22 protein-coding genes are annotated in these 22749 nt (G+C 56.4%); 12 read left to right on the forward strand and 10 right to left on the reverse strand.

The genetic code is table 11. The annotated features are described in order from the left end of the window. Positions 1–7: 7 nt before the first annotated feature. The 4 genes from AC2FLA_RS09630 to AC2FLA_RS09645 are packed head-to-tail and all read left to right on the forward strand — an operon-like array spanning position 8 to position 4248. Entirely contained in the window at positions 8–1612 is a 1605-nt protein-coding gene (locus AC2FLA_RS09630; RefSeq protein WP_496721798.1) for a L,D-transpeptidase family protein, read from the forward strand. Positions 1613–1648: 36 nt separating this feature from the next. Then, entirely contained in the window at positions 1649–2740 is a 1092-nt protein-coding gene (lpxD, locus tag AC2FLA_RS09635; RefSeq protein WP_496721799.1) for a UDP-3-O-(3-hydroxymyristoyl)glucosamine N-acyltransferase, read from the forward strand. Between the two features lie 32 nt (positions 2741–2772). Further along, the gene (locus AC2FLA_RS09640; protein WP_058271604.1) at positions 2773–3030 is read left to right on the forward strand and encodes an acyl carrier protein; all 258 of its coding nucleotides are present in this window, start codon (positions 2773–2775) and stop codon (positions 3028–3030) included. Positions 3031–3039: 9 nt separating this feature from the next. Then, entirely contained in the window at positions 3040–4248 is a 1209-nt protein-coding gene (locus tag AC2FLA_RS09645) for a beta-ketoacyl-[acyl-carrier-protein] synthase family protein (RefSeq protein WP_282168295.1), read from the forward strand. Positions 4249–4311: 63 nt separating this feature from the next. Here the strand turns inward: AC2FLA_RS09645 and AC2FLA_RS09650 are convergent, their stop codons facing one another. Further along, the gene (locus AC2FLA_RS09650; RefSeq protein WP_109311523.1) at positions 4312–4920 is read right to left on the reverse strand and encodes an invasion associated locus B family protein; all 609 of its coding nucleotides are present in this window, start codon (positions 4918–4920) and stop codon (positions 4312–4314) included. Positions 4921–5352: 432 nt separating this feature from the next. Here AC2FLA_RS09650 and AC2FLA_RS09655 point away from each other — a divergent pair, with 432 nt between their 5' ends. After that, positions 5353–6894 (forward strand): helicase HerA-like domain-containing protein, encoded by a 1542-nt coding sequence (locus AC2FLA_RS09655; RefSeq protein ID WP_496721800.1) that lies wholly within the window; start codon positions 5353–5355, stop codon positions 6892–6894. A 44-nt stretch (positions 6895–6938) separates the two neighbouring features. Here AC2FLA_RS09655 and AC2FLA_RS09660 read toward each other — a convergent pair whose 3' ends face one another. From AC2FLA_RS09660 to AC2FLA_RS09675, 4 genes are all read right to left on the reverse strand, one after another. After that, the gene (locus AC2FLA_RS09660) at positions 6939–7190 is read right to left on the reverse strand and encodes a hypothetical protein (RefSeq protein ID WP_058277955.1); all 252 of its coding nucleotides are present in this window, start codon (positions 7188–7190) and stop codon (positions 6939–6941) included. A gap of 187 nt (positions 7191–7377) precedes the next feature. After that, positions 7378–8691, reverse strand: coding sequence for a branched-chain amino acid ABC transporter permease (locus AC2FLA_RS09665; RefSeq protein ID WP_496721801.1), 1314 nt, complete (start codon positions 8689–8691; stop codon positions 7378–7380). Beyond that, positions 8688–9698: a branched-chain amino acid ABC transporter permease gene (locus tag AC2FLA_RS09670; protein ID WP_496721802.1), complete on the reverse strand. Its 1011-nt coding sequence runs from the start codon at positions 9696–9698 to the stop codon at positions 8688–8690. Before AC2FLA_RS09670 ends, AC2FLA_RS09665 begins: the two co-directional genes overlap by 4 nt. Before the next feature lie 235 nt (positions 9699–9933). Next, positions 9934–10305: a hypothetical protein gene (locus AC2FLA_RS09675; RefSeq protein ID WP_496721803.1), complete on the reverse strand. Its 372-nt coding sequence runs from the start codon at positions 10303–10305 to the stop codon at positions 9934–9936. 538 nt (positions 10306–10843) lie between these two features. On the opposite strand from AC2FLA_RS09675, the gene AC2FLA_RS09680 reads away from it, so the two are divergent. Beyond that, on the forward strand, positions 10844–11194 hold the full coding sequence (locus AC2FLA_RS09680; protein ID WP_496721804.1) for a hypothetical protein: 351 nt from the start codon (positions 10844–10846) through the stop codon (positions 11192–11194). 612 nt (positions 11195–11806) lie between these two features. Here the strand turns inward: AC2FLA_RS09680 and AC2FLA_RS09685 are convergent. From AC2FLA_RS09685 to AC2FLA_RS09695, 3 genes are all read right to left on the reverse strand, one after another. Further along, positions 11807–12649, reverse strand: a complete 843-nt coding sequence (locus AC2FLA_RS09685; RefSeq protein ID WP_496721805.1) for an ABC transporter ATP-binding protein — start codon at positions 12647–12649, stop codon at positions 11807–11809. Beyond that, on the reverse strand, positions 12646–13434 hold the full coding sequence (locus AC2FLA_RS09690) for an ABC transporter ATP-binding protein (protein WP_282118423.1): 789 nt from the start codon (positions 13432–13434) through the stop codon (positions 12646–12648). Before AC2FLA_RS09690 ends, AC2FLA_RS09685 begins: the two co-directional genes overlap by 4 nt. Positions 13435–13564: 130 nt before the next feature. Next, positions 13565–14746 (reverse strand): ABC transporter substrate-binding protein, encoded by a 1182-nt coding sequence (locus AC2FLA_RS09695; RefSeq protein WP_496721806.1) that lies wholly within the window; start codon positions 14744–14746, stop codon positions 13565–13567. 153 nt (positions 14747–14899) lie between these two features. On the opposite strand from AC2FLA_RS09695, the gene AC2FLA_RS09700 reads away from it, so the two are divergent. Further along, positions 14900–15994: a PQQ-dependent sugar dehydrogenase gene (locus AC2FLA_RS09700; protein WP_496721807.1), complete on the forward strand. Its 1095-nt coding sequence runs from the start codon at positions 14900–14902 to the stop codon at positions 15992–15994. A 7-nt stretch (positions 15995–16001) separates the two neighbouring features. Here the strand turns inward: AC2FLA_RS09700 and AC2FLA_RS09705 are convergent, their stop codons facing one another. Next, positions 16002–17006, reverse strand: coding sequence for a GlxA family transcriptional regulator (locus tag AC2FLA_RS09705; RefSeq protein WP_472723775.1), 1005 nt, complete (start codon positions 17004–17006; stop codon positions 16002–16004). A 169-nt stretch (positions 17007–17175) separates the two neighbouring features. Here AC2FLA_RS09705 and AC2FLA_RS09710 point away from each other — a divergent pair, with 169 nt between their 5' ends. Next, positions 17176–18546: a class II 3-deoxy-7-phosphoheptulonate synthase gene (locus AC2FLA_RS09710; protein ID WP_496721808.1), complete on the forward strand. Its 1371-nt coding sequence runs from the start codon at positions 17176–17178 to the stop codon at positions 18544–18546. Positions 18547–18606: 60 nt separating this feature from the next. Here AC2FLA_RS09710 and AC2FLA_RS09715 read toward each other — a convergent pair whose 3' ends face one another. After that, positions 18607–19227 (reverse strand): PAS domain-containing protein, encoded by a 621-nt coding sequence (locus tag AC2FLA_RS09715; protein WP_496721809.1) that lies wholly within the window; start codon positions 19225–19227, stop codon positions 18607–18609. 310 nt (positions 19228–19537) lie between these two features. On the opposite strand from AC2FLA_RS09715, the gene AC2FLA_RS09720 reads away from it, so the two are divergent. The 4 genes from AC2FLA_RS09720 to AC2FLA_RS09735 are packed head-to-tail and all read left to right on the forward strand — an operon-like array spanning position 19538 to position 22673. Continuing rightward, on the forward strand, positions 19538–20416 hold the full coding sequence (locus AC2FLA_RS09720) for a YicC/YloC family endoribonuclease (protein WP_496721810.1): 879 nt from the start codon (positions 19538–19540) through the stop codon (positions 20414–20416). A gap of 16 nt (positions 20417–20432) precedes the next feature. Then, positions 20433–21074, forward strand: coding sequence for a guanylate kinase (gmk, locus tag AC2FLA_RS09725; protein ID WP_496721811.1), 642 nt, complete (start codon positions 20433–20435; stop codon positions 21072–21074). Then, positions 21071–21595: a gamma carbonic anhydrase family protein gene (locus tag AC2FLA_RS09730; protein ID WP_496721812.1), complete on the forward strand. Its 525-nt coding sequence runs from the start codon at positions 21071–21073 to the stop codon at positions 21593–21595. Before gmk ends, AC2FLA_RS09730 begins: the two co-directional genes overlap by 4 nt. Before the next feature lie 31 nt (positions 21596–21626). Beyond that, positions 21627–22673, forward strand: a complete 1047-nt coding sequence (locus AC2FLA_RS09735) for an ATP-binding protein (RefSeq protein ID WP_496721813.1) — start codon at positions 21627–21629, stop codon at positions 22671–22673. The last annotated feature ends 76 nt before the right edge of the window (positions 22674–22749 follow it).

A 22749-nucleotide genomic window follows, 5' to 3' on the forward strand; every position in this document is an offset into this window, starting at 1 on the left:
TCATCCCATGCGAGCACTTTATCGGTTGCCTAAAAGTCTTATCTTCGCCGCTTGCATTACGGCGTCTGCCTCTGTGGCAAGTGCCCAGTCTGCACGCGGAACGGCATTTCAAATGGCTGTGGCTGAGTTTGCGCCTGCAGGTTCAGGTCTGGCAGAGTTCTATCGTACCAACGCCTTTGCTCCAATATGGGTGGGCGACACGCCTGAGCATGAAGCGCGCAGAGCGCGGTTGATAAAGGCGTTATCTTCCACAAACCTGCATGGCTTGCCCGAAGGGGGCTTTGACGTTCAGTCGATCGTATCAAAAATGCAGGACGCCAGATCGCTGCGGGATTTGGGTGCGGTTGAAATCGAATTAAGCAAGGCGTTTGTCAGCTATGCGAGTGATCTGTATTCAGGCGCATTGCGTCCTGCGCAGATTGACGATGGGCTGGTCCGCACAGTGTCGCGTCGGTCGGCCAATGACCATTTGCAGGGCCTGCTTACTGCGGAGGGTGACGCGTATTTCGATCTGCTTGCACCGCAATCCACCCAGTACCGCGCGTTGATGAAACAGAAGATCGCGCTTGAGGCATTGGTCAACCAAGGCGGTTGGGGTGCTGGTGTGCCTGTGGGTAAGTTGGAATATGGCGATACCGGGTCTAATGTAATTAAGCTTCGTAATCGTCTGATTACAATGGGGTATCTAAGATCGACCGCAAGTCCCGAATTCGATGAGGCAATGCTGGCTGCTGTCAAAGACTTCCAGCAGGCGCACGGTCTGGCCACCGATGGTGTCGCCGGTGAGGGCACGATCACCGAGCTTAACCGCACGGCGTCCGAGCGTTTGAAGGCCGTCTATGTTGCACTGGAGCGCGAACGCTGGTTGCCGCGTGAACGGGGTGAGCGGCACATTCTGGTCAACCAGGCCGACTTTTCGGCCAAGATCGTGGACGATGGCCGGGTTACCTTTGAAACCCGCGCCGTGATTGGCAAGAACGTGCATGACCGTCGCAGCCCAGAATTTTCGGACGAGATGGAGCATATGGTCATCAACCCCAGTTGGTATGTGCCGCGCTCGATCATCACCAAGGAATATCTGCCAAAACTGCAGTCAAATCCAAACGCCGTTGGCCACATCCAGATCACGGATCGCAGCGGTCGTCTGGTTAATCGGGGCGCGGTTGATTTCACCCAGTTCAACACTAGAAACTTCCCGTTTGCCATGCGTCAACCTCCCAGCAAAAGCAACGCGCTGGGGTTGGTAAAGTTCATGTTCCCCAATAAGTACAACATCTATCTACATGATACGCCACAAAAATCTCTGTTTGCACGTGAGACGCGGGCGTTCTCGCACGGATGTATCCGTTTGGCGCAACCTTTTGAGTTTGCCTATGCGCTTTTGGCCAAGCAGGAAGAGGACCCAAAGGCGTTTTTCCACCGGATATTGGCGTCTGGAAAGGAAACGACCGTCCCGCTGGAACAGCATGTTCCGGTTCATCTGATCTATCGCACCGCCTATGTCGGTCCGAAAGGTGAGGTTCAGTACCGCCGCGATGTCTATGACCGGGACCGGAAAATCTGGGACGCTCTGCAGAAAGCAGGGGTAGCCCTGCCGGACGTTCAGGGGTAATCACCGGGGGCAGGTCCTTAATTCGGGAAGCCCGTCATGCAGTACACTATTCAGCAAATCGCCGAAGCCTTGGGCGCGGACTGTCAGGGTGATCTTGGCCTTGTCATAGAGCGCGCCGCAGAACCGGTCGATGCCGGGCCGTCTGATCTGGCAATGGCGATGTCGCCGAAATACGCGGACGCGCTTAGCACGGGTGCCGCCCGCGCCGCCGTCTTGTGGGAAGGCGCGGATTGGCAGGCTTTGGGGCTGGAGGCCGCGATTTTTGTACGACGTCCACGGATGGCGATGGCAGGTATCACGGCAATGCTGGATCGCGGGCAGGGAGTTCAGCCGGGCATTCACCCGTCGGCCGTAATCGACCCAACGGCGGAGATAGGCGAGGGTGCCTCGATCGGTCCATTGGCAGTTGTTGGTGCCGGTGCGCGTATCGGTAGAAATGCGGTCATCGGTCCACATTGCGTGATCGGTTTGGATGCCGTTCTGGGCGACGACACTTTTCTGCGCGAGATGGTGAGCATCGGTGCCCGCGCTCAGATCGGTAACCGTTTCATTGCCCAACCCGGCGCTAGGATCGGCAGTGACGGTTTCAGCTTTGTGACGCCCGAGGTATCAGGCGTGGAAAACGCCCGCAAATCCATGGGCGATCAGGGTGAAGCCCGGGCGCAAAGCTGGCTCCGCATTCATTCTTTGGGTGCCGTTGAGATTGGCGATGATGTCGAAGTCGGTGCGAATTGCACCGTGGACAATGGGACCATCAGGAACACATGCATTGGCGATGGTTCAAAGCTCGATAACCAGGTTCATATCGGGCACAACACCCGTGTCGGGCAGGATTGCCTGTTATGCGGGCAATCCGGTGTGTCCGGATCAGTTGAAATTGGAAACAACGTTGTTTTGGGCGGACAGACCGGAGTGTCGGACAATATCTTTATCGGCGATGGTGTGATTGCGGGCGGGGGCACAAAAATCCTATCCAACGTTCCCAAAGGGCGCGTGGTTATGGGCTATCCCGCCATCAAAATGGAAACGCATACAGACATTTACAAAGCGCAGCGCCGGCTGCCGAGATTGGCACGTGACGTTGAGGCGCTGAAAAAGGCTGTTTCCAAACAGCCTCCGAGCGATTAAATCAACCTCAACATGATAATTAGAGGATCGACATGAGCATCAGCGACCGCGTCATCGCAATCATTGCAGAGCAGGCCGTGCTGGAGCCGTCGGATGTGACACCCGAAAGCACGCTCGAAGATCTGGGTATCGACAGCCTTGGACTGGTCGAGAGCATTTTTGCCATCGAGGAAGAGTTCGATATCTCGATTCCGTTCAACGCAAACGAGCCGAGCGCCAGCGACTTCGACATCTCGAATGTCGCGGCCATCATCACCGGTATCCAAAAGCTGGTGTCGGAAAAGGTCTGACATAATCCTATGAAACGCGTCGTTATCACCGGGGCCGGTACAATCAATTCACTGGGCCATTCGGTGCCTGATACGTTAGAGGCTATGCGCGAAGGGCGCTGCGGTATCTCTGCGCTTGAATTTCGCGATGTTGAAAGACTGGCCATTCAGATTGGTGGTCAGGTCCGCGGGTTCGAGGCCGAGGGGCGGTTTAACCGCCAGCAAATGACCCTGTATGACCGGTTCACACAATTCACTCTGACAGCGGCCAAAGAAGCAATTGATCAATCCGGGATCGAATTCCACGGTGACCTCGCGGCCCGCTCGGGCGTTGTGTTGGGAACCGCTGGTGGAGGCGTTTCGACCTGGGATGACAACTACCGTTCCGTTTACGAGGATGGCAAAAACCGGGTGCACCCGTTTGTCGTTCCCAAGCTGATGAACAATGCGGCGGCCAGTCACGTCTCGATGGAGCATAACCTTAAGGGCCCCAGCTTTACGGTGTCGACGGCCTGTGCCTCGTCCAACCACGCAATGGCGCTGGCGTTCCAGATGGTACGCAGCGGTGCTGCTCCGGCGATGCTGACCGGTGGGTCAGAGTCGATGTTGTGTTTTGGTGGTGTCAAAGCCTGGGAAGGGCTGCGTGTCATGTCCAAGGACGCCTGCCGCCCGTTCAGCGCGAATCGCAATGGCATGGTGCAAGGCGAAGGCGCAGGTGTCTTCGTGTTCGAAGAATTCGAGCACGCCCGCGCCCGTGGGGCTGATATCCTGTGTGAGGTCGTGGGTTTTGCGATGTCGTCAGATGCGTCGGACATTGTCATGCCCAGCAAACAGGGCGCTGCGCGTGCCATGTCGGGCGCGCTTGCAGATGCAGGGTTAAGCGCGGACAGTGTTGGATATATCAACGCGCATGGAACCGGCACCGCGGCCAATGATAAGACGGAATGCGCTGCCGTGGCCGGTGTCTTTGGTCCTCATGCGGACGAACTGATGATATCTTCGACCAAGTCGATGCACGGCCACCTTATCGGTGGCACCGGCGCGGTCGAACTGCTGGCCTGTATCATGGCACTGCGGGATGGCGTGATCGCTCCGACCATCGGCTATGAAGAGCCGGACCCCGAATGCGCGCTGGATGTTGTGCCAAACGAAGCCCGCGAAGCGAAAGTGGACGTAGCACTTAGCAACGCCTTTGCTTTTGGCGGGCTGAATGCGGTAATAGCCCTAAAACGCATATAAATGCTGATTTCAAACAAAGACGCCGCCGGTAAATCCGGGCGGCGTTTTTAGCTTAGCGAAACCTCAGTTCTGCAGAACTTTCAAGCCTTCAAAACCTGCTGTAAAGCCTGACAGCGATACTTCAAGTTGCAGCAGTTGGTTTGGTGCGAGAACCGACACAAGCGACAAGGTCGCTTTGGTTCCGACCTTCATTGCCTCCACGTCGCCCTCGGTAAAGCCCATCTGCGCGACACAGCCAACGGGGTTACAGTGGTGGTAGTCATAGCGCTTGCCCGGAGCACCATCGATCGAAAGCGCCAACTGCGCCTGTAGCATTGTTTCCAGCGGGACAACCACAGTTGCTCCGGCAACCGCGGCCACGCCCTCGGGCAATTTTTCCAGAGTAATTTCCGCGATCGGCTGGCCTTGCTCGCCGGTCAGGATCTGACGCATCGCGCAGGGGTCTTCGTCGGCATCGGTCTTGATGCACAGGATCGCCCAGTCGCCTTTTTCTTCCTTGACGTATTGTTCGCCGTTACGCGGACCGGTTTCACCCAGGTCCAGATCGTTGCCGATCTGAGTTTGCGAGGTCTGGGGTTGCTGTTCGGTTTCCTGCGTCGTTTCCTGAGCGTATGCGACTCCGCACCACAACGAAGCGGTCACCAGGCTGACTGAAAGGGTGTTCTTGATCATGATTGCCTCGGTCTTATGTTGGACTTTTTCACTCGTCTATCACCCTTGTCCCACACTGTCAGGGGCTAAGGTGGGTCATTTCAACATGTGAACGGTTTTTCGCCGGGTTATCGGAAATCTAGCGCTACGGCAAAAAGAACAAAGGGAGCCGGTGGAGCGGCTCCCTTCTAATAATTTTCTCCCCGTCGGACTGGCCGACTTATTTATGCGCAGACGTTACGAAAGGCGGGGGCATCGGTCAACTGAAAACCTGAAAATTTAATGTAACGGCCATGATTTGTGAAAAAAACCGCGCCCAAGGGCGCGGTCAGTCGACAGGGAGGAAATATGCCGCCCCGTAACCTTAGCCACGAAGGCAGCAATTAGACTTTCGCAGTTAAAGGTTAACTTTGTATGCTGGCCGCAGATCGGTGGAAATAAGGCCTTACATTCATGGACCAAAACATATTCTTGGGCGGCGGTGGCAACGACTACGGCCAGCCGCAGTCGCTGACGCTGAAATATGCCAACCGTCACGGCATGATCGCGGGGGCGACCGGAACAGGTAAAACGGTGACACTGCAAATTCTGGCCGAGGGGTTTTCCCAGGCCGGTGTTCCGGTATTCCTGTCTGACGTCAAAGGGGACCTGTCCGGTCTGGCCAAGGCGGGGAGCGAAAGCCACAAGCTTCACCAAGCGTTTCAGGATCGCGCCCAGCGGATCGGCTTTACCGATTACGCGTATGGCGCGTGCCCGGTCACGTTCTGGGATTTGTTCGGGCAACAGGGACATCCCGTTCGTACAACAGTAACCGAGATGGGACCTCTGCTGCTGTCGCGCCTGATGGATCTGAGCGAAGCACAAGAGGGCATTCTGAACATCGCGTTTCGAGTGGCGGATGAAGAAGGGCTACCGCTGCTGGACCTCAAGGACCTTCAGTCGCTGCTGGTCTGGATTGGGGAGAATAGGGCTCAGTTGTCTTTGCGCTATGGCAATGTCTCAACCGCTTCGATCGGGGCCATTCAACGCCGCCTGCTGGTTCTGGAAAATCAGGGCGGCACCAAACTGTTTGGTGAACCCGCGCTGGAATTGGCCGATCTGATGCGCCTGGATGAAAACGGGCAGGGCGTCGTGAATATCCTTGCTGCCGACAAACTGATGGGGTCACCGCGTCTGTACGCAACATTCCTGCTGTGGCTGCTAAGCGAGCTGTTCGAAGAACTGCCCGAAGTTGGCGACCCGGACAAACCCAAACTGGTGTTCTTCTTCGACGAGGCGCATTTGCTGTTCGACGATGCGCCCAAGGTTCTGGTGGACAAGGTCGAGCAGGTCGCACGCCTCATTCGCTCAAAAGGTGTGGGTGTCTATTTTATCTCGCAGAATCCGGCGGACGTTCCGGAAGACATTCTGGGACAACTTGGTAACCGGGTGCAGCATGCTTTGCGTGCATTCACGGCGCGGGATCGTAAGAACCTGCGACTTGCGGCAGAAACCTATCGTGAAAACCCGGCCTTCGATACCGAAGAGGCGATCCGTGAGGTTGGTGTCGGTGAGGCCGTGACCTCGATGCTTCAGAAAAAAGGCGTGCCTGGGATCGTCGAACGCACTCTGATCCGCCCACCCGGGTCGCAACTAGGACCAATCACCAAAGCCGAGCGGAAGGCGCTGATCGATGCCTCAGCGATGAACGTGAAATACGGGCAATTAAAGGACCGGAAATCGGCTTTTGAAATCCTTCAGTCCCGCGCAGATGCAGCAGCGCAAGCAGCGGCCGAGGCCGAGGAACAGTTGGAAACCCAATCCACGGCCGAGCGTGAATTTGCGACAGCGAGACGCTATTCCGGCAGCCGGGTTGGGCGGTCATCCTCTCGCGTGATGCGCAAGAAAGACACGTTCGCAACCGCTATGAGCGAGGCCGTGATAAAGGAACTAAAAGGAACAACCGGACGCCGCATTGTGCGCGGCATTCTGGGCGGTTTGTTCAAAGCCAGATAAGGGTAGTAGTGCCGGGCAGGAACCTTCTGCCCGGCGCACGTATTTTATTTCAGACGGCGCTGGCCTTCTTGTTTGCAATAGGCGTCCGCTTCGGAGACCGACATTTTGGTGGCCGGGAAGTTGGTCGCCCGATCCCAGATCACACGGTCTGGACGGTATAGTTGGCAAGTAACTTCACCCTTAGGTGTCTGCACCTTTACCGGGGCCGTTTCCAATTCTTCCGGCGACGGGATACATCCAGCCAGCATGGCGAACAGCGGGACGATAAGGGCTATTTTAGTGAAGGAAGTATTCATGTGCACTCTTTTTAAACTCGAAGGTTTCCCGAATGATCGCGGGCCAAGCATCAATTTAGCGTAAATACTGGCCAAAAAGAGGGCTGGATCAAGGCGGTACTGGGATTCGTCTAATCCGTATACCGTAAAAAATCAAGAAACCGCACCAGTCTGTTGGCGCGGTTTCAAGAATTGATGGATTGTGAACTTACTTTTCCGGAATCAAACCCCTTGGACTGAACCTGAGAACAATCAGCAGGACTAGGCCCATGGTGAACAACCGCATATGCGCCGCGCTGTCGATCAAATGAGATTTGAGCGCGCTGCCATCTGGCATACTCGATGTTATCAGGCTCATGAACCACAACCCCATTGGTTCGACCTGAACCCACAGGAACCAGATCAGGAATGCGCCCAGAACGGCACCAAAATTGTTGCCCGAACCGCCCACGATGACCATCACCCAGACAAGGAACGTAAACCGCAGCGGATTGTATGTGCCCGGCGTAAGTTGCCCGTCCAGAGTTGTCATCATCGCACCAGCGATGCCGCAGATGGCCGAGCCTAGTACGAAGATCTGCAGGTGGCGGCGGGTGACATCCTTGCCCATAGCCTCTGCCGCGACCTCATTGTCGCGGATGGCGCGCATCATACGGCCCCACGGGCTTTTCAACGCCATTTGGGCCATCCACAGCAAAGCAAGCAGAACGATCATGAACAGCAGCGAATAGCCCAGTTTGACCGACAGCGTCGATGCGATGACGGGGTCCAACCCGAACCAATCGGCGCGCGCGACAAAGCTGGGATCGTTCTGCAGGTCGACCTCGTAACCCACCACGGGGGCAGGGCGCGGGATGCCGTAGACATTCTTGACGCCCCGGGCCAGCCAGTCTTCGTTCTTCATGATCGCAATGATGATCTCGGCTATGCCAAGCGTTGCAATTGCCAGGTAGTCCGAGCGGAGACCCAGCGCCGTTTTTCCGATCAGCCACGCCGCACCAGCAGCCAACAGACCGCCCGCAGGCCAAGCCACAAGAACTGGCAGGTTCAAACCGCCGAGGTTGCCGGCAACTGCCGGATCGATTGCTTCAACACCAGCCACGCTAGGGTCAAATACGGCACGGTAGATAAAGAACCCTACAATAAGAATGGCGAAAATCGTCAAGGTTTGGGCACGGCCTTTGGGCATCCGAGTCGCCACCAGCACAGCCGCCACAACAGTCGCAGCCCCCAAAAGCAAGGAAAGAACGATGCCGTACCCGCCCGAAGACCACGCACCGGGGGTTGGAGCGGTCGATACCAACACAACAGCCAAACCACCCAGCGCCACAAAGCCCATGACGCCGACATTAAAGAGGCCAGCAAATCCCCACTGCAGGTTCACCCCAATCGCCATGATGGCAGAGATCAACCCCATGTTCAGGATCAGGATTGCGGAGTTCCAGCTTTGTGTGAAACCGGTCAGCAGGATCAAGCCGCCAACGACAACAAAAAGCAGCGTGTTTTTGACAGACTCGGTCATACTGCTTTCCCTTTAAACAGGCCGGTAGGCTTGAACAGAAGCACGATCAGCAAGATGGCAAAGCTGACGGCGAATTTGTAATCGGTGGATAGGAATTGCACTAGTCCTGAAGGCGCCAGACTTTCTGGCGCGACGTAAGTCAGCACCTTTTTCCACGCATAAGTTACGGTGACCTCGGAAAACGCGATAATGAACCCGCCCGCGATGGCGCCCAGCGGATTGCCCAGGCCGCCGACAATGGCCGAAGCGAAGATCGGAAGCAGAAGTTGGAAATAGACAAACGGCTTAAAGCTTTTATCCAACCCATAGAGAACACCAGCTGTGGTCGCCAATGCTGCCACGATAATCCAGGTGATCATCACAACGCGCTCGGGGTTGATACCCGAGAGTAGCGCCAGATCCTCGTTATCGGAATAGGCCCGCATCGACTTGCCCGTGCGGGTCTTGTTGAGAAACCAGAACAACAGCGCCACCGCAATAACGGCAACTACCAGAGTGATGCCCTGAGAGGTCTTGATCGCAAGCCCTTCACGCAATCCGGTCATCGCCTTGAAATCACGGGCGGATATGATGAACCGCGCGCCGTCCGAAAACCTTTGGTCATCCGGCCCGATGATAAAGCGAACAAGTCCGTTCATGATGAACATGACACCCATCGAGACGATCACAAGGATCACTGGTTTGGCTTTTTGTTCCCGGTAGAACCGATAGACCAACCGATCGGTCACCAGAACAAGTACGATACAGCCAAGAATGGCAAAGGGCAGGGCCAGCAGCGCGGTTGGTAGCGGGCCAAAACTCACTCCGGCGGCTTGAAGGCCCCAGGTGACCAGCACGGCAATCATCGCGCCAAAGGCCATCGTGTCGCCATGGGCAAAATTCGAAAACCGCAGGATGCCGTAGATAAGCGTGACCCCCAGCGCGCCAAGCGCCAATTGGCTGCCGTAAGCAACCGCTGGCACGATGACAAAGTTTGCCAGCGCGACTAACGCATTCAATAAGTCCATTTGATCGTCTCGTTCTTTCGGGTGCAGCTTTATGGCATGCGTTTTGCCATTTGCACAATCATTCCCGCGTCTTTTCCGGCGTTAATTTGGGAAATATTCAACCCGAAAGCGACAAAATCGGCATTGCTCCGATTGCTGATGACAGCGGTGTTCTTTTTTTGCGTGTTCAGGCGAGACTGACCCGCCAGAACGGTTGTGGTTTGGACCCCAACGGGACGGATTGGATCAGTTGTCGTCAGCTGACCGTGCAGGTTCCACGCTCGTTTCGGCTGTTAGCACCCGTTGCCCGGATCGCGAGCGCACCGCTTTCGTCGATCGTGTAACCGACGCTGCCGCCATTGGTGATTTGCAGAAATTCATAAGAACCAAGCCCTTTGAAAACATGCAGCTCGGCCACATCGCCATCGACGCTCAACGTTCCTTTGGATCTGCCCTCAACACGTTTCAGCATGATCTTCTTGGGCGTTCCGGCAGGGGTACATTTGCCGGACTTGCAAATCTCTTCAATCTGACACTCGTAAACAAACTCAGCCCCCGGTGTATTCTGCGTTGTGGCCTGCGCGACAGCGGGCAGCAACAAGGCAGCAAGAGCGGCCAGATATTTCATATAAGCTCTCCTAAAAGGTGTTGGCCGACAGATCGGTCCATGTGTTGGTAAACCGGCCATTGAAGGGCGCGGTTTCGGTGCCTCACTAGGTGGGAAAAATGGCGAGAATTAATCCTTCCGGGGACAGAATTCTGAATGGTGAATTTTCCGGAAACCTGAGGCCACGGAAATTATGCATTGAAAACTCAGGAAATAATTCGATGACGGTTGGTTCGCTGACCGTTCCGGCGTAAAAATCCGCCTTATTCTGGACAGATTTAACGACCGGCGTTTTAACGTTTCCCAAATCCCTGCGTACCGACATTGAAACAACCAGATTCGAGGATGCTCGCAGTAACCAGCAATTTATGACGTCCGTCGCTACGTACTGCATCACGCAACCTCAAGATGAAGTGATCCGCTTGGGGCAACGCTTTGATCTCGCCGGGATATCCCTAGCTTTCCAGAGCGGCTCGCCAGTAATTGCGAGGCCCAACTTACGGAATACGGATCACGCCATGGCGCAGACCCAGCGGGTCCGGGAACAGAAAGGCAAGAAATGAAAAACGCGGCGATTTTGTTTTTGGGATTGGCAGTGCCCGGTATTGCGGCGGCGCAAAACGATCCTCTGAACGGCGAGGACTTTGTGGTCAACTGCGTCTCGGACAGCACGGGCAACGCGGTGACGCTGGCGCGGTCAGGGGCCACGGACAAAGGGTTCATCGTTACCGATGAGATTAAAGGTGAAGCGACAATCATCGGCGGGCTGAACTCACTGACGTTTCTGCACATCATGGACAAGGACGTGATTACCTTTGTCGTGGATTTCGAGAACCTGAATTATGACATGTCGATAAAGGGCCCGCATGCCGCGCAGGACTTTGGGTCTTGTGGGGATCCAATTGGGTAAATGAAGTTAGACATCTGGCCAGTGAAAACGGGGGTGGGAAAAGAAACCCCTGTTTTCTCGGCGCTGCAATTTCAATGAAAGTTAGCGATGCTAACCCTACGCGTCGGAACTTGAATAGTCCCCTTAGACGGTTGAAGGAATAAGGACGAAGTTGAAGCGCGCCACATAGTTGTTGAGGTAGTTTACTTTAGTTTTTGCTCCATTTCACAGAAACCTTCGACAGTTCTTGTCACAAGCCCATCAGGGTCAACCAATGTTTCACTAATGATCGCTGTGCCGGGTTCGTAGCTGGGTTTGTCAGAATGAAACACTCCTTGGAACACATCAAGTCTAGGACTGCCAATACCTATGTCATAGGCAAAATTCGAGAGGATCGGATCAAGTGAAATCCGTAGGTGTGTCCAGTCACTTGTGGGTATTCTGCATCGTTTTCCTGCCAAACTAAGCGTTGGTCAGTTACGGAGAGTTTCACTACTCTGTGGTAGTCAAACGTGCATTTAAATGCAACTTCATGACCAGCTTGTAGAAGCTGACGTTCAGTGCTTTCGGCAAAAGCGAGTGAACCAGTCATTAGTACCAATGCCACAACGAGACGGCTGGCCAGGTGTATTCTCACCCGCCCAAGAAACTCTTCCGAACCTCTGGATCCGCCAGCAATTCCTTGCCCGTGCCAGTATAAGCATTCCGGCCTTGCACCAAAACATATCCCTTATCCGCAATCTCCAGCGCCTGACGGGCATTCTGCTCCACCATCAGGATCGGCAAGCCGGTGCGCGAAACTTCGATAATCCGGTCGAACAGCTCGTCCATCACGATGGGTGATACACCTGCGGTTGGTTCGTCCAGCATCAGCACCTTAGGCTGGGTCATCAGCGCGCGGCCGACGGCAACCTGCTGGCGTTGGCCGCCCGACAGCTCTCCAGCCGGCTGGTTGCGTTTGTCGCGCAGGATGGGGAAGAGGTCATAGACCTGCTCCATCGTCTGACTGATGTCATCGCGACGGATGAAAGCGCCCATCTCAAGGTTTTCTTCAACTGTCATCGAGGTGAAGATGTTTGAGGTTTGCGGCACAAAACCCATACCGCGGATTACGCGGTCCTGCGGGGTGAGGTTGGTGATATCCTCTCCATCCAGCCGCACCGCGCCCGAGCGGACATCCAGCATGCCGAACACAGCTTTCATAGCCGTAGATTTTCCGGCTCCGTTCGGGCCGACGATGACAGCGATCTCGCCCTTGTCGACGGCGATAGTGCAGTCGTGCAGGATGTCGGGGCCTTTGCCGTAACCGCCGGTCATGGTGTCGCCGATCAGAAAGGGGCCGCCCTCTACCTTATGCGTTTCGCCGCTTTTCGTATGCGCCGGCGTCATGGTGCCAACCCCGTGGGTATTGGCGATCGAGGCATCCTTGTTGCCGTGATCGTCCTGATAGGGATTGTCGATTTTGCCAGCGGTCATGTTTGGGCCTCCAGCTTGTCTTTGTTCTTGAGGCCGGTCCCCAGATAGGCTTCGATCACGTGCTCATTGGCCTTGATCTCGTCCAGAGTTCCCTCGGCCAGCACCTTACCCTCGGCCATGCAGATGACCGGGTCGCAAATCTTACCGATGAAATCCATGTCGTGCTCGATGACGACAAAGGTATAGCCGCGTTCCTTGTTCAGGCGCAGAATTGTGTCGGCGATGGTCATGAGAAGGGTGCGGTTCACACCCGCGCCGACCTCGTCCAGAAACACGATCTTGGCGTCGACCATCATGGTGCGGCCGAGTTCCAGCAGCTTCTTCTGACCGCCCGAGACCTGACCCGCCTTGTGGTCGGCCAGATGTTCGATCGTCAGAAACTCAAGAACCTCATCGGCCTTGGCCTTCAGGGCTCGTTCTTCGTCGGCAATGCGCTTGCGACCAAACCAGGTGTTCCACAGGGATTCACCTGATTGCGTGCCGGGCACCATCATAAGATTCTCGCGGCAGGACATCGAAGAGAATTCGTGCGCGATCTGGAAGGTGCGCAGCAGACCCTTGTGAAACAAGTCATGCGGAGGCAGGCCGGTGATCTCTTCGCCGTCCATGAACACTCTGCCGCTGGTCGGCGGCAGAACGCCCGCGATCACATTGAACAGAGTGGTCTTTCCCGCCCCGTTTGGCCCGATCAGGCCGGTGATTGACCCCTTTTGGATTTCCAGCGACGCCCCATCCACCGCGTGAAACCCGCCGAAATGCTTGTGCACGTCCTCGACGACGATCATCTTTTCCCCTAGCCACCCTTGTCGGTGTTTCTGCTTCCTCGACCCCAAAAGGTGAGGTGCGGCCTTTTTTCATTGAAGCAGCCCGGACACAAGGCCCGGGCTGCTTGATTTTATGACGTTTAAGACCGGATCAACGGAAGTTGACGGTCTTGTTTTCGCCGTCGGTTACTTCGATCTCGCGATAAGAACCCGCGCTTTCACCGGGGCCGATCAGCTCAACGCCCGATGCGCCGACATAGTCGATGTCCTGACCAGCGGCGAGAAGCTCCAGACCTTTGGCCAGTTCACCCGGATAGATCTTCTCACCCGGGGCGTTGGCGACATCCAAGATCTTGGCGCCGTATTCAGCCGGGTTAGTGGAACCTGCCGCCTGCATGGCCAGCATAAACAGCGCGGCAGCGTCATAGGATTCAGGCGAATAGGGCGACGAACCGTCAAAGCCTGCGGCTTCGGCCATCGCAAAGTACTTTTCAGCACCTTCACCGCCCGAACCGGCGATCTGCCCGAACGAGCCGTTCAGGTCGGGACCGACGTTGGAAGGCAGCGAGTCACCGATCATGCCGCCCGGCAGACCGAATGTGTCGAACGCACCGCTGTCCAGCGAGGACTGGATGATGCCCAGACCGCCCTGGTCCAGATAGCCTGCAACAACCAGAATGTCGCCACCGGCCGACGCCAGCGCACCAACTTCAGCCGAGTAGTCAGCCTTGCCGTCTTCGTGCGCGGCAACGATGGTCACTTCACCACCGGCTGCTTCGAACGAGGATTGGATCGCGTCTGCCAGACCCTTGCCGTAGTCGTTGTTGGTGTAGGTCAGGGCGATCGAGTTGATGCCGCGATCCTTCAGGATGTCGGCCATCACTTCGCCTTCACGTGCATCCGACGGGGCGGTGCGGAAGAACAGACCATTGTCTTCCATGGTCGACAGACCCGGCGACGTTGCCGACGGGGAGATCATGACCATACCGTTCGGGATTGCAACGTTTTGCAGGATCGCGCCGGTCACACCCGAGCAGTCGCCGCCGACAATACCGGCAACGCCGTCCGCGATCATGCGTTCGCCGTTTGATGTCGCCAGACCGTTGTCGATACAGCCGGTGTCAGCGCGCGACGCGGTGACCTTTGAGCCGTCCAGCAGTTTGCCGGATTCGGTGACTTCGGCCATCGCCATTTCGGCGCCTGAACCCATTGCCGGTGCCAGCGATTCAATCGGGCCGGTAAAGCCGAAAAGAACGCCCAAAGTGACATTTTCTGCCAGTGCCGGACCGGCCAGCAAAGCGGATGCTGCAGTTGCAGTAAGCAGCTTTTTCATATGGTTACTCCCTAATTGGAACGTATTCGTTCTGGGCAAGACCCTAGGCAAGCTGTCTGGAAAAGAAAAGTCCTAACGCAAATGTGTTTTTACCAGGAATAAACCTATTTGTTTTGATGAGTTTGTCACGTTTTGCCAGAGTTGGAGATTCTCATGTTTAGGGCTGCCGCGATTCTGGTCCTGTCGGTTTTTGCTGGCCCTATCAGCGCCGATACCCTTCAAACCTCTGCCGGGACGGTTCAGGTCAGGGCGATGGTCACCGGGCTGGATGCACCTTGGGCCATCGGGTTATTGCCCGGGGGCGGTACATTGGTGACCGAACGGGACGGCGAACTTTTGTTTGTCTCGCAAGGCAAGGTCAAACGCATTGCTGGGGTGCCCAAGGTGGCTGCGAACGGGCAGGGAGGGTTGCTCGATATCACCGTGGCAAGGGATTTTGCACAGTCTCGCGAGGTGTTCCTCACCTTCTCCAAACCCCAAAGTGGCGGGGCGGGAACGGCGGTGGCCGTGGCGCGCCTTTCGGAAAACGGGGGCCGTTTGGACAACGTGCGGATCATTTTCGAAGCGGTACCCGGAGGTTCGACCGGCCGACACTTTGGTTCGCGCGTGATCGAGGCGCAGGACGGAACGCTGTTCGTGACAATAGGCGATCGCGGCGACCGCCCGTCAGCGCAGGACAGGTCAAACCACATGGGGACCGTCATTCGTATCAATCGGGATGGTTCGGTGCCCGCCGACAATCCTTTTGTCGGGCAAGCCGGTATTCGACCCGAGATTTGGTCATTTGGTCATCGCAACCCGCAGGGCGCTGGGTTGGACAGGCAAGGACGCTTGTGGATTTCAGAGCATGGCGCGCAGGGCGGGGATGAAGTGAACCTGATCCAACCGGGGCGGAATTTCGGCTGGCCAGTGATCTCCTATGGCGTTCATTACTCGGGGCAAAAGATCGGAGAAGGGACCTCGAAACCCGGTATGGAACAGCCTGAATACTATTGGGATCCGTCCATCGCCCCGTCCGGTTTTCTGGTCTATTCCGGCAAACTATGGCCAGAGTGGCGGGGCGATATCTTTGTCGGTTCGCTCAAATTCGACTACATCGCACGGCTGGAAGGTTCTCCCCTGCGTGAGGTCGAGCAAATCAAAGACTCTGAAACCGAGCGTGTACGCGACATTGTCGAAGCCCCGGATGGGGCGATCTGGTTCATTTCGGTGGGACAGGGAGCCATCTATCGCATGACCCCCAAATAGGCGCGGATCAGACCGAAAGCCGCCCGCTTTGAGCACCACGCTCTCGGTAAGGCGTTGTGTTGTAATGGGCGCGGTAGCATTTTGAGAAATGGCTGGGCGAGGCAAAGCCGCAAGCCAGAGCCACGTTGATCACGCTCATATCCGTCTGCATCAGCAGGTTGCGCGCTTTGTGCAGGCGCAGCTCCATATAGTATCGCTTGGGCGAGCGGCTGAGGTAACGACGGAACAGGCGTTCCAGCTGACGCGTGGACATGCCGACATCCTTGGCCAGAATCGAAGGCGAGATTGGCTCTTCGATGTTCTTTTCCATCATCAGGATGACCTGGCTCAACTTAGGATGACGCACACCAATTCGGGTTGGCGTCGACAGGCGCTGTGTGTCCTGATCGGTACGGATCGAGGAATAGATCATCTGGTCCGCCACGGCGTTCGCAAGATCCTCACCATAATCATCCGCAATGATCTTGAGCATCAGGTCGATTGAGGACGTGCCGCCCGCAGTCGTCATCCGGTTTCCGTCGATCTGAAACACTGATTTGGTCAGTTCAACTTCGTCGAACTCTTCGATAAAGCTGTCCGAGTTTTCCCAGTGGATCGTTGCGCGTTTACCGTCCAGCAATCCGGCCTTGGCCAACGTAAAGGCTGCTGTGCACAGACCGCCGATGCGCAAACCGCGCCGCGCTTCACGGCGGACCCAGTTCAGCACTTTCTTTGTTGTCGCCAGTTGCACGTCGACGCCGCCGCAGATCAAGACCACGTCATCGCGTTGCAGTTCGACCAAGTCGGTTTCAACGTTAAAGGTGGTTCCGGCAGAACAGCTGACCGTATCACCACCTTCACCAGCCAGGGTCCATGTGTAGAGTTCTTTGTCTGCCATGCGGTTGGCAATCCGCAGACTGTCCAGTGCCGAGGCAAAAGACAGCAGGGAAAACTTGTCCAAAAGGACAAATACGAAATGCCGAGGATTGGCCTCAGCGCCTTCCACTGTGACAACTTGGCGTTGCTCTTGCATGGCTTGGTGTCCTTGATTCGGCGCGTTGTTACGTCGCGTCCGGCGTCATTGTTGCCAGCCACCATGATCAAAGCTTGTTTCCCCCGTCAAGAGGCGCAAAAGGGATATGGTCAGTCTTCAATGCATTTTGTATAGAGACGACCTGACTACTTCAGCGGAGATCAAAGCTATGACCGAATGGCAAAAAACGAACTGGCGCAACAAGCCCCGGGTTCAGATGCCAGACTATATCGATGCGGCCGCGCTGGCCAAAGTCGAGGCTCAGCTTTCTCAGTATCCCCCGCTGGTCTTTGCTGGCGAAGCACGGCGTCTCAAGCAACATCTGGGTGCGGCCGGTCGCGGTGAGGCTTTCCTGTTGCAGGGCGGGGATTGTGCTGAAAGCTTTGAACAATTCAGCGCGGATGCAATTCGTGACACCTTTAAGGTGATGCTGCAGATGGCGATGGTACTGACCTATGGTGCCAAGGTGCCCGTGGTCAAAGTGGGCCGCATGGCGGGCCAGTTTGCCAAGCCGCGCAGTGCACCAACCGAGGTTTTGGACGGTGTTGAGCTGCCCAGCTACCGTGGTGACATCATCAACGAACTGGCTTTCACACCCGAAGCCCGCATCCCGAATCCCAGCAAGATGCTGCAGGCCTACACGCAAGCTGCAGCTACCTTGAACCTGTTGCGTGCATTCTCGACCGGCGGATTCGCCGATATGAGCATGGTGCATTCGTGGACATTGGGCTTCACGGATGAACAGGATGTTCAGAAATACTCGGAAATTGCGGACCGCATTCAAGACACGATCGACTTCATGGATGCCGCCGGGATCACAGCGGACACTACGCATGAGTTCTCAACCGTGGAGTTTTACACCAGCCACGAAAGCTTGCTGCTGGAATACGAAGAGGCACTGACCCGTCTCGATTCGACGTCTGGCAACTGGTTGGCAGGATCCGGTCACATGATCTGGATCGGCGACCGTACGCGTCAGCCGGACGGTGCGCATGTCGAATTCTGCAGCGGTGTTCTGAACCCGATTGGTCTGAAATGTGGCCCGACCACGTCAGCCGAGGACCTCAAGGTTCTGATGGCCAAGCTGAATCCGGAAAACGAAGAGGGTCGCCTGACCCTGATCGCACGGTTTGGCGCAGGCAAGGCAGGTGAACACCTGCCGCGTCTGGTCAAGGCGGTTAAGGAAGAGGGCGCCAAGGTGACCTGGGTCTGCGACCCAATGCATGGCAACACGATCAAGTCGGCAACCGGGTACAAAACCCGTCCGTTCGACTCGGTCCTGCGTGAGGTACGCGACTTCTTTGGCGTTCATCAGGCCGAGGGCACGGTTCCCGGCGGTGTGCATTTCGAGATGACCGGTCTGGACGTCACCGAATGCACTGGTGGCGTGCGCGCGGTGACCGAAGAGGACCTGTCAGATCGTTACCACACGGCATGCGACCCACGCCTGAACGCATCGCAGTCCTTGGAACTGGCATTCCTTGTCGCAGAAGAGCTGACCAACCTGCGCCGCGACCGCAAGAACCGCGCAGCCGGTTAAAGGTATTGAAAATCAACGGAAAAGGCGTGCTGCATGGGCCCGCCTTTTTTTGTTTGCGACTTAGTCGTCGCGCGAAACAACCAGCCTCAGATGGGCGCCGGGACGATCAAATCTCTGCTGATCTTCAGCGAAGCCCGTCTCAACCGTTTCCGACGGTTGTTGAGGAACCTGCACATCCGACACCGGGCGTAGATTGGTTTCTGAGATTGTGAACCGTCGGGGTGTTGCACCGATAACGCCGTCGCTGACCGTTACGCCCAGAATGCGGCTGACATCACCTAGATCACTTTTCAGCGGCAATAGAAGCATGCGGGCATGTAATTGAACACGCCCCAACCGGCCCGATGAACCCAGGGTCAGATTGGCGATAGCTGGCTGTGCGAATACCTGCTCCGATACGGTTTTGATCTGGTCTCGCGCGCCGGGTTCAAAGAAGGAGGTCAGCGGCATGCCGCGCACTTCCATCCCGGCCAGTTGGTTCAGATGCCTCCCAGCCAGACGGAACCGGGTAAGCCCGGGGGCGATGCGTTCCAGAACGAAAGTGTATTCCAAAATGTTCTCAAGCCCGCGCGGGTCGATTTGCGACCGCATGGGAACCCCGTCACCTGTCAGAAGCGCCGTCCAATACGCCTCGGCCTGCCGGATGGGCGAAAGGCTGCGCCCGCTGTCAAAACGATCCATAGAGACGATCTTTCCAAAACTTGACCCGAAACCGTTCCCGAAAAAGGTCTTCATCATTATCACCCTGGCGCCTATCGACCGTCATTTTCTTAAAATGCGAACTACTGGGGCCTCTACCCGAGACCGGTGTTCGCAGGTGTAAGACTGACGCAGGTTGATTCAATTTTGGAGCAAATCTTTAACGAATGGTTAACAACTGGCGGGCAAAGGCAGAGTCAGCAAACTCTTGCCCTGTGCGCGCAGTTCGCATTAGGTGCGCCCAGCAAACTGAAAACGGGCAGTTATGGAAAGGGCAGGCATGATAAAATCCATGACGGGTTTCGCCTCGGGCAAAGGGGCGTTTGGGCCGCATAGCTGGACGTGGGAGTTGCGCAGCGTGAACGGCAAGGGGCTGGACATGCGCCTGCGTGTTCCTGATTGGTTGACCGGGCTTGAGGCTGCGTTGCGCGCCGCCCTGTCAAAAAAACTAAGCCGGGGCAATGTGACATTGTCCTTGCGCCTCAGCCGAGATGAGACGCAGGCAGACCTGGTCCTGAACGAAGCTGCGATGGTTGCCGTTCTTGAGGCTGTGGTGCGAACGCAGGAAATGGCCATTGCGCGGGACGTAACCCTTGGGCCCTCGACGGCCGCTGATCTGGTCTCGCTAAAGGGTATGTTGGATGCGGGCAGTGATGGGGATGATCCCGGCCCGTTGGTTGGCCAATTGACGACAGAGTTCAGTGACCTTTTGAGTGAATTCATAGAAATGCGCCAGTCTGAGGGGCGGGCGCTGGCAACTGTTCTGGATGATCAACTAGGCCAGGTTGCTTCATTGACGGTCCAGGCGGCAGAGCTGGCAGAGCAGCGCAAGGACAAGATGGCCGAGGCGCTGCGGGATAATCTGGCGCGGGTAATGGACAACGCACAGGGGGCTGATCCGGACCGCGTTGCTCAGGAACTGGCGCTGATTGCCGTCAAGGCGGACATCACCGAAGAGATTGATCGCCTGAAAGCGCATGTCGTGGCAGCCCGCGATCTGCTGGCGCAGGACGCGGCGGTCGGGCGCAAGCTGGATTTCCTGATGCAGGAGTTCAACCGCGAGGCCAATACCTTGTGCTCAAAGGCGCAAAGCGCGGAATTGACAGCGGTAGGCCTTGAGTTGAAGGCCGTAATAGATCAGATGCGCGAGCAAGTGCAGAACGTAGAATAACCACAGGAGCGCCCAAATGGCGGATCGACGCGGCCTATTAATCATTCTGTCCTCGCCTTCGGGGGCCGGTAAATCGACCCTGGCTAAACGGCTGATGCAGTGGGATTCTGAGCTTGAGTTTTCGGTCTCGGCCACCACCCGCGCACCACGCCCGGGTGAGGAAGACGGGCGCGAGTATTACTTCCTGAGTGAAGATGCGTTCCGGCAGCAGGTGTCCGAGGGACAAATGCTGGAACACGCGCACGTGTTCGGCAATTTCTACGGTTCACCTGCGGGTCCGGTACGCGAGTCCATTAACGGCGGCAAAGACGTACTGTTTGACGTGGACTGGCAAGGTGAGGTGCAAATCCGAAATTCGGACTTGGGCAAGCACGCTTTGTCGATCTTTATCCTGCCGCCGTCGATCCCTGAGCTGCGCCGCAGGCTGGAAAGCCGCGGTCAGGACAGTGAAGACGTGATCGCAAAACGAATGCTGAAAAGTTGGGATGAGATCAGCCACTGGGGCTATTATGACTATGTTCTGATCAATGACGATCTGGATGCTACCGAAGAGAAGCTGAAAACCATCGTCAGCGCCGAACGCATGCGCCGCATTCAGCAGCCCAGCCTACAGAACCATGTCCGCACGCTGCAAAACGAATTTGAGGGCTTGGCATGACCATTTACGCTTTGGGTGACCACGTGCCGCAAATCCACGAAGACACCTGGGTAGCGCCGGACGCCAACCTGATTGGGAAAGTCGTTCTGGAGCAGGGTGCCTCGGTCTGGTTCGGCTGCACCATCCGCGCCGACCACGAAGAGATCCGCGTGGGCGAGGGCAGCAACGTCCAGGAAAACTGCGTCATGCATATCGACGCCGGGTATCCGCTGACCATTGGTAAGAACTGCACCATCGGACACAAGGTCATGCTGCATGGCTGCACGATTGGGGAAAACACGCTGATCGGAATGGGCGCGATTGTTCTGAACGGGGCGAAGATCGGGAAAAACTGTCTGATTGGTGCCGGCGCCCTGATTACGGAAGGCAAAGAGATACCCGATAACTCTCTGGTCATGGGGTCGCCGGGCAAAGTTGTGCGGGAACTGGATGCGGCGGCAGCGCAAAAAATCACCTTCAGTGCGCTGCATTATCAGCAGAACATGCGCCAGTTTCGCAAAACTTTGAAACCTGTGTCCTAGGTTGATTCCAAACGCATCAAGAGTGACGGAAATGCCAAACGACCTGCTTGCTGAAATTGTGTCAGCCATACCGATGCCCACGCTTATGGTTGATCAGACCGAGCGCATCATAGCGGCCAACACCGAAGCCAAAACCATGCTGGGTCAGAACATCGAAGGCCGTCATTTCGCGACGATCCTTCGGCAGCCACAAGTTATCGACGCGATAGAGCAGAGCCTGCGCAGCAAGGGCTCGTCCAAAACGCGCCATTTGTCCAATGATGGTGCCCAGGACACCACTTTCGAAGTGCAATGCCGTTACATGAACGGTGTGGGCGCGGTGGAGGGCGGTGCCGTGATGGTCGTTTTCCAGGATGTTACGCATCTGGAACAGGCCGGACAAATGAGACGCGACTTCGTGGCAAATGTCAGCCACGAACTGCGTACGCCTCTGACTGCTCTGATGGGATTCATAGAAACATTGCGTGGTCCAGCGCGAGACGATGCAGCCGCCCGTGAGCGGTTTCTGCAGATCATGACCGACGAAGCCAATCGGATGAACCGGCTGGTCGGCGATCTGCTATCTTTGAACCGGGTCGAGAGCGAAGAGCGGGTTCGCCCCAGGGAGCAGCTTGATCTGACGGGCCTGCTGCAATCTACGCTGACAACGCTGCGTCCCCTGGCCGAGGCTGCAAATGTGGACCTGACACTGGATACGTCTTCGGGACCAATCTCGGTGACGGGAGACAGCGACCAACTGCGCCAAGTGTTCACGAACCTGATCGAGAACGCCATCAAATATGGTGGCAGCGGCGGCAGTGTAGATGTGCGCATTCAGGCATCCGAGCGCGACACCGCCATGCGCGGCCCTGCGGTTCGGGTACAGATCGCAGACAAAGGCCCAGGCATTGATGCCGTTCATCTGCCGCGCCTGACTGAGCGATTCTATCGCGCCGACAGTCACAGATCCCGCGAGTTGGGCGGTACAGGGCTGGGCCTTGCGATTGTAAAACACATTGTAAACCGCCACAGGGGGCGGTTGCGGGTCGAAAGCGACCTGGGCAAAGGCTCTGTATTTACAGTGATTTTGCCGCGTTGATATTCTAGCTCTGACGCAGGTTGATTTCAGACGCGCGCGGTATTTCGCACCGTCCAGTTAAGAAAACTTAAGAAAA

Source organism: Ruegeria sp. CDSA033 (assembly GCF_059612305.1).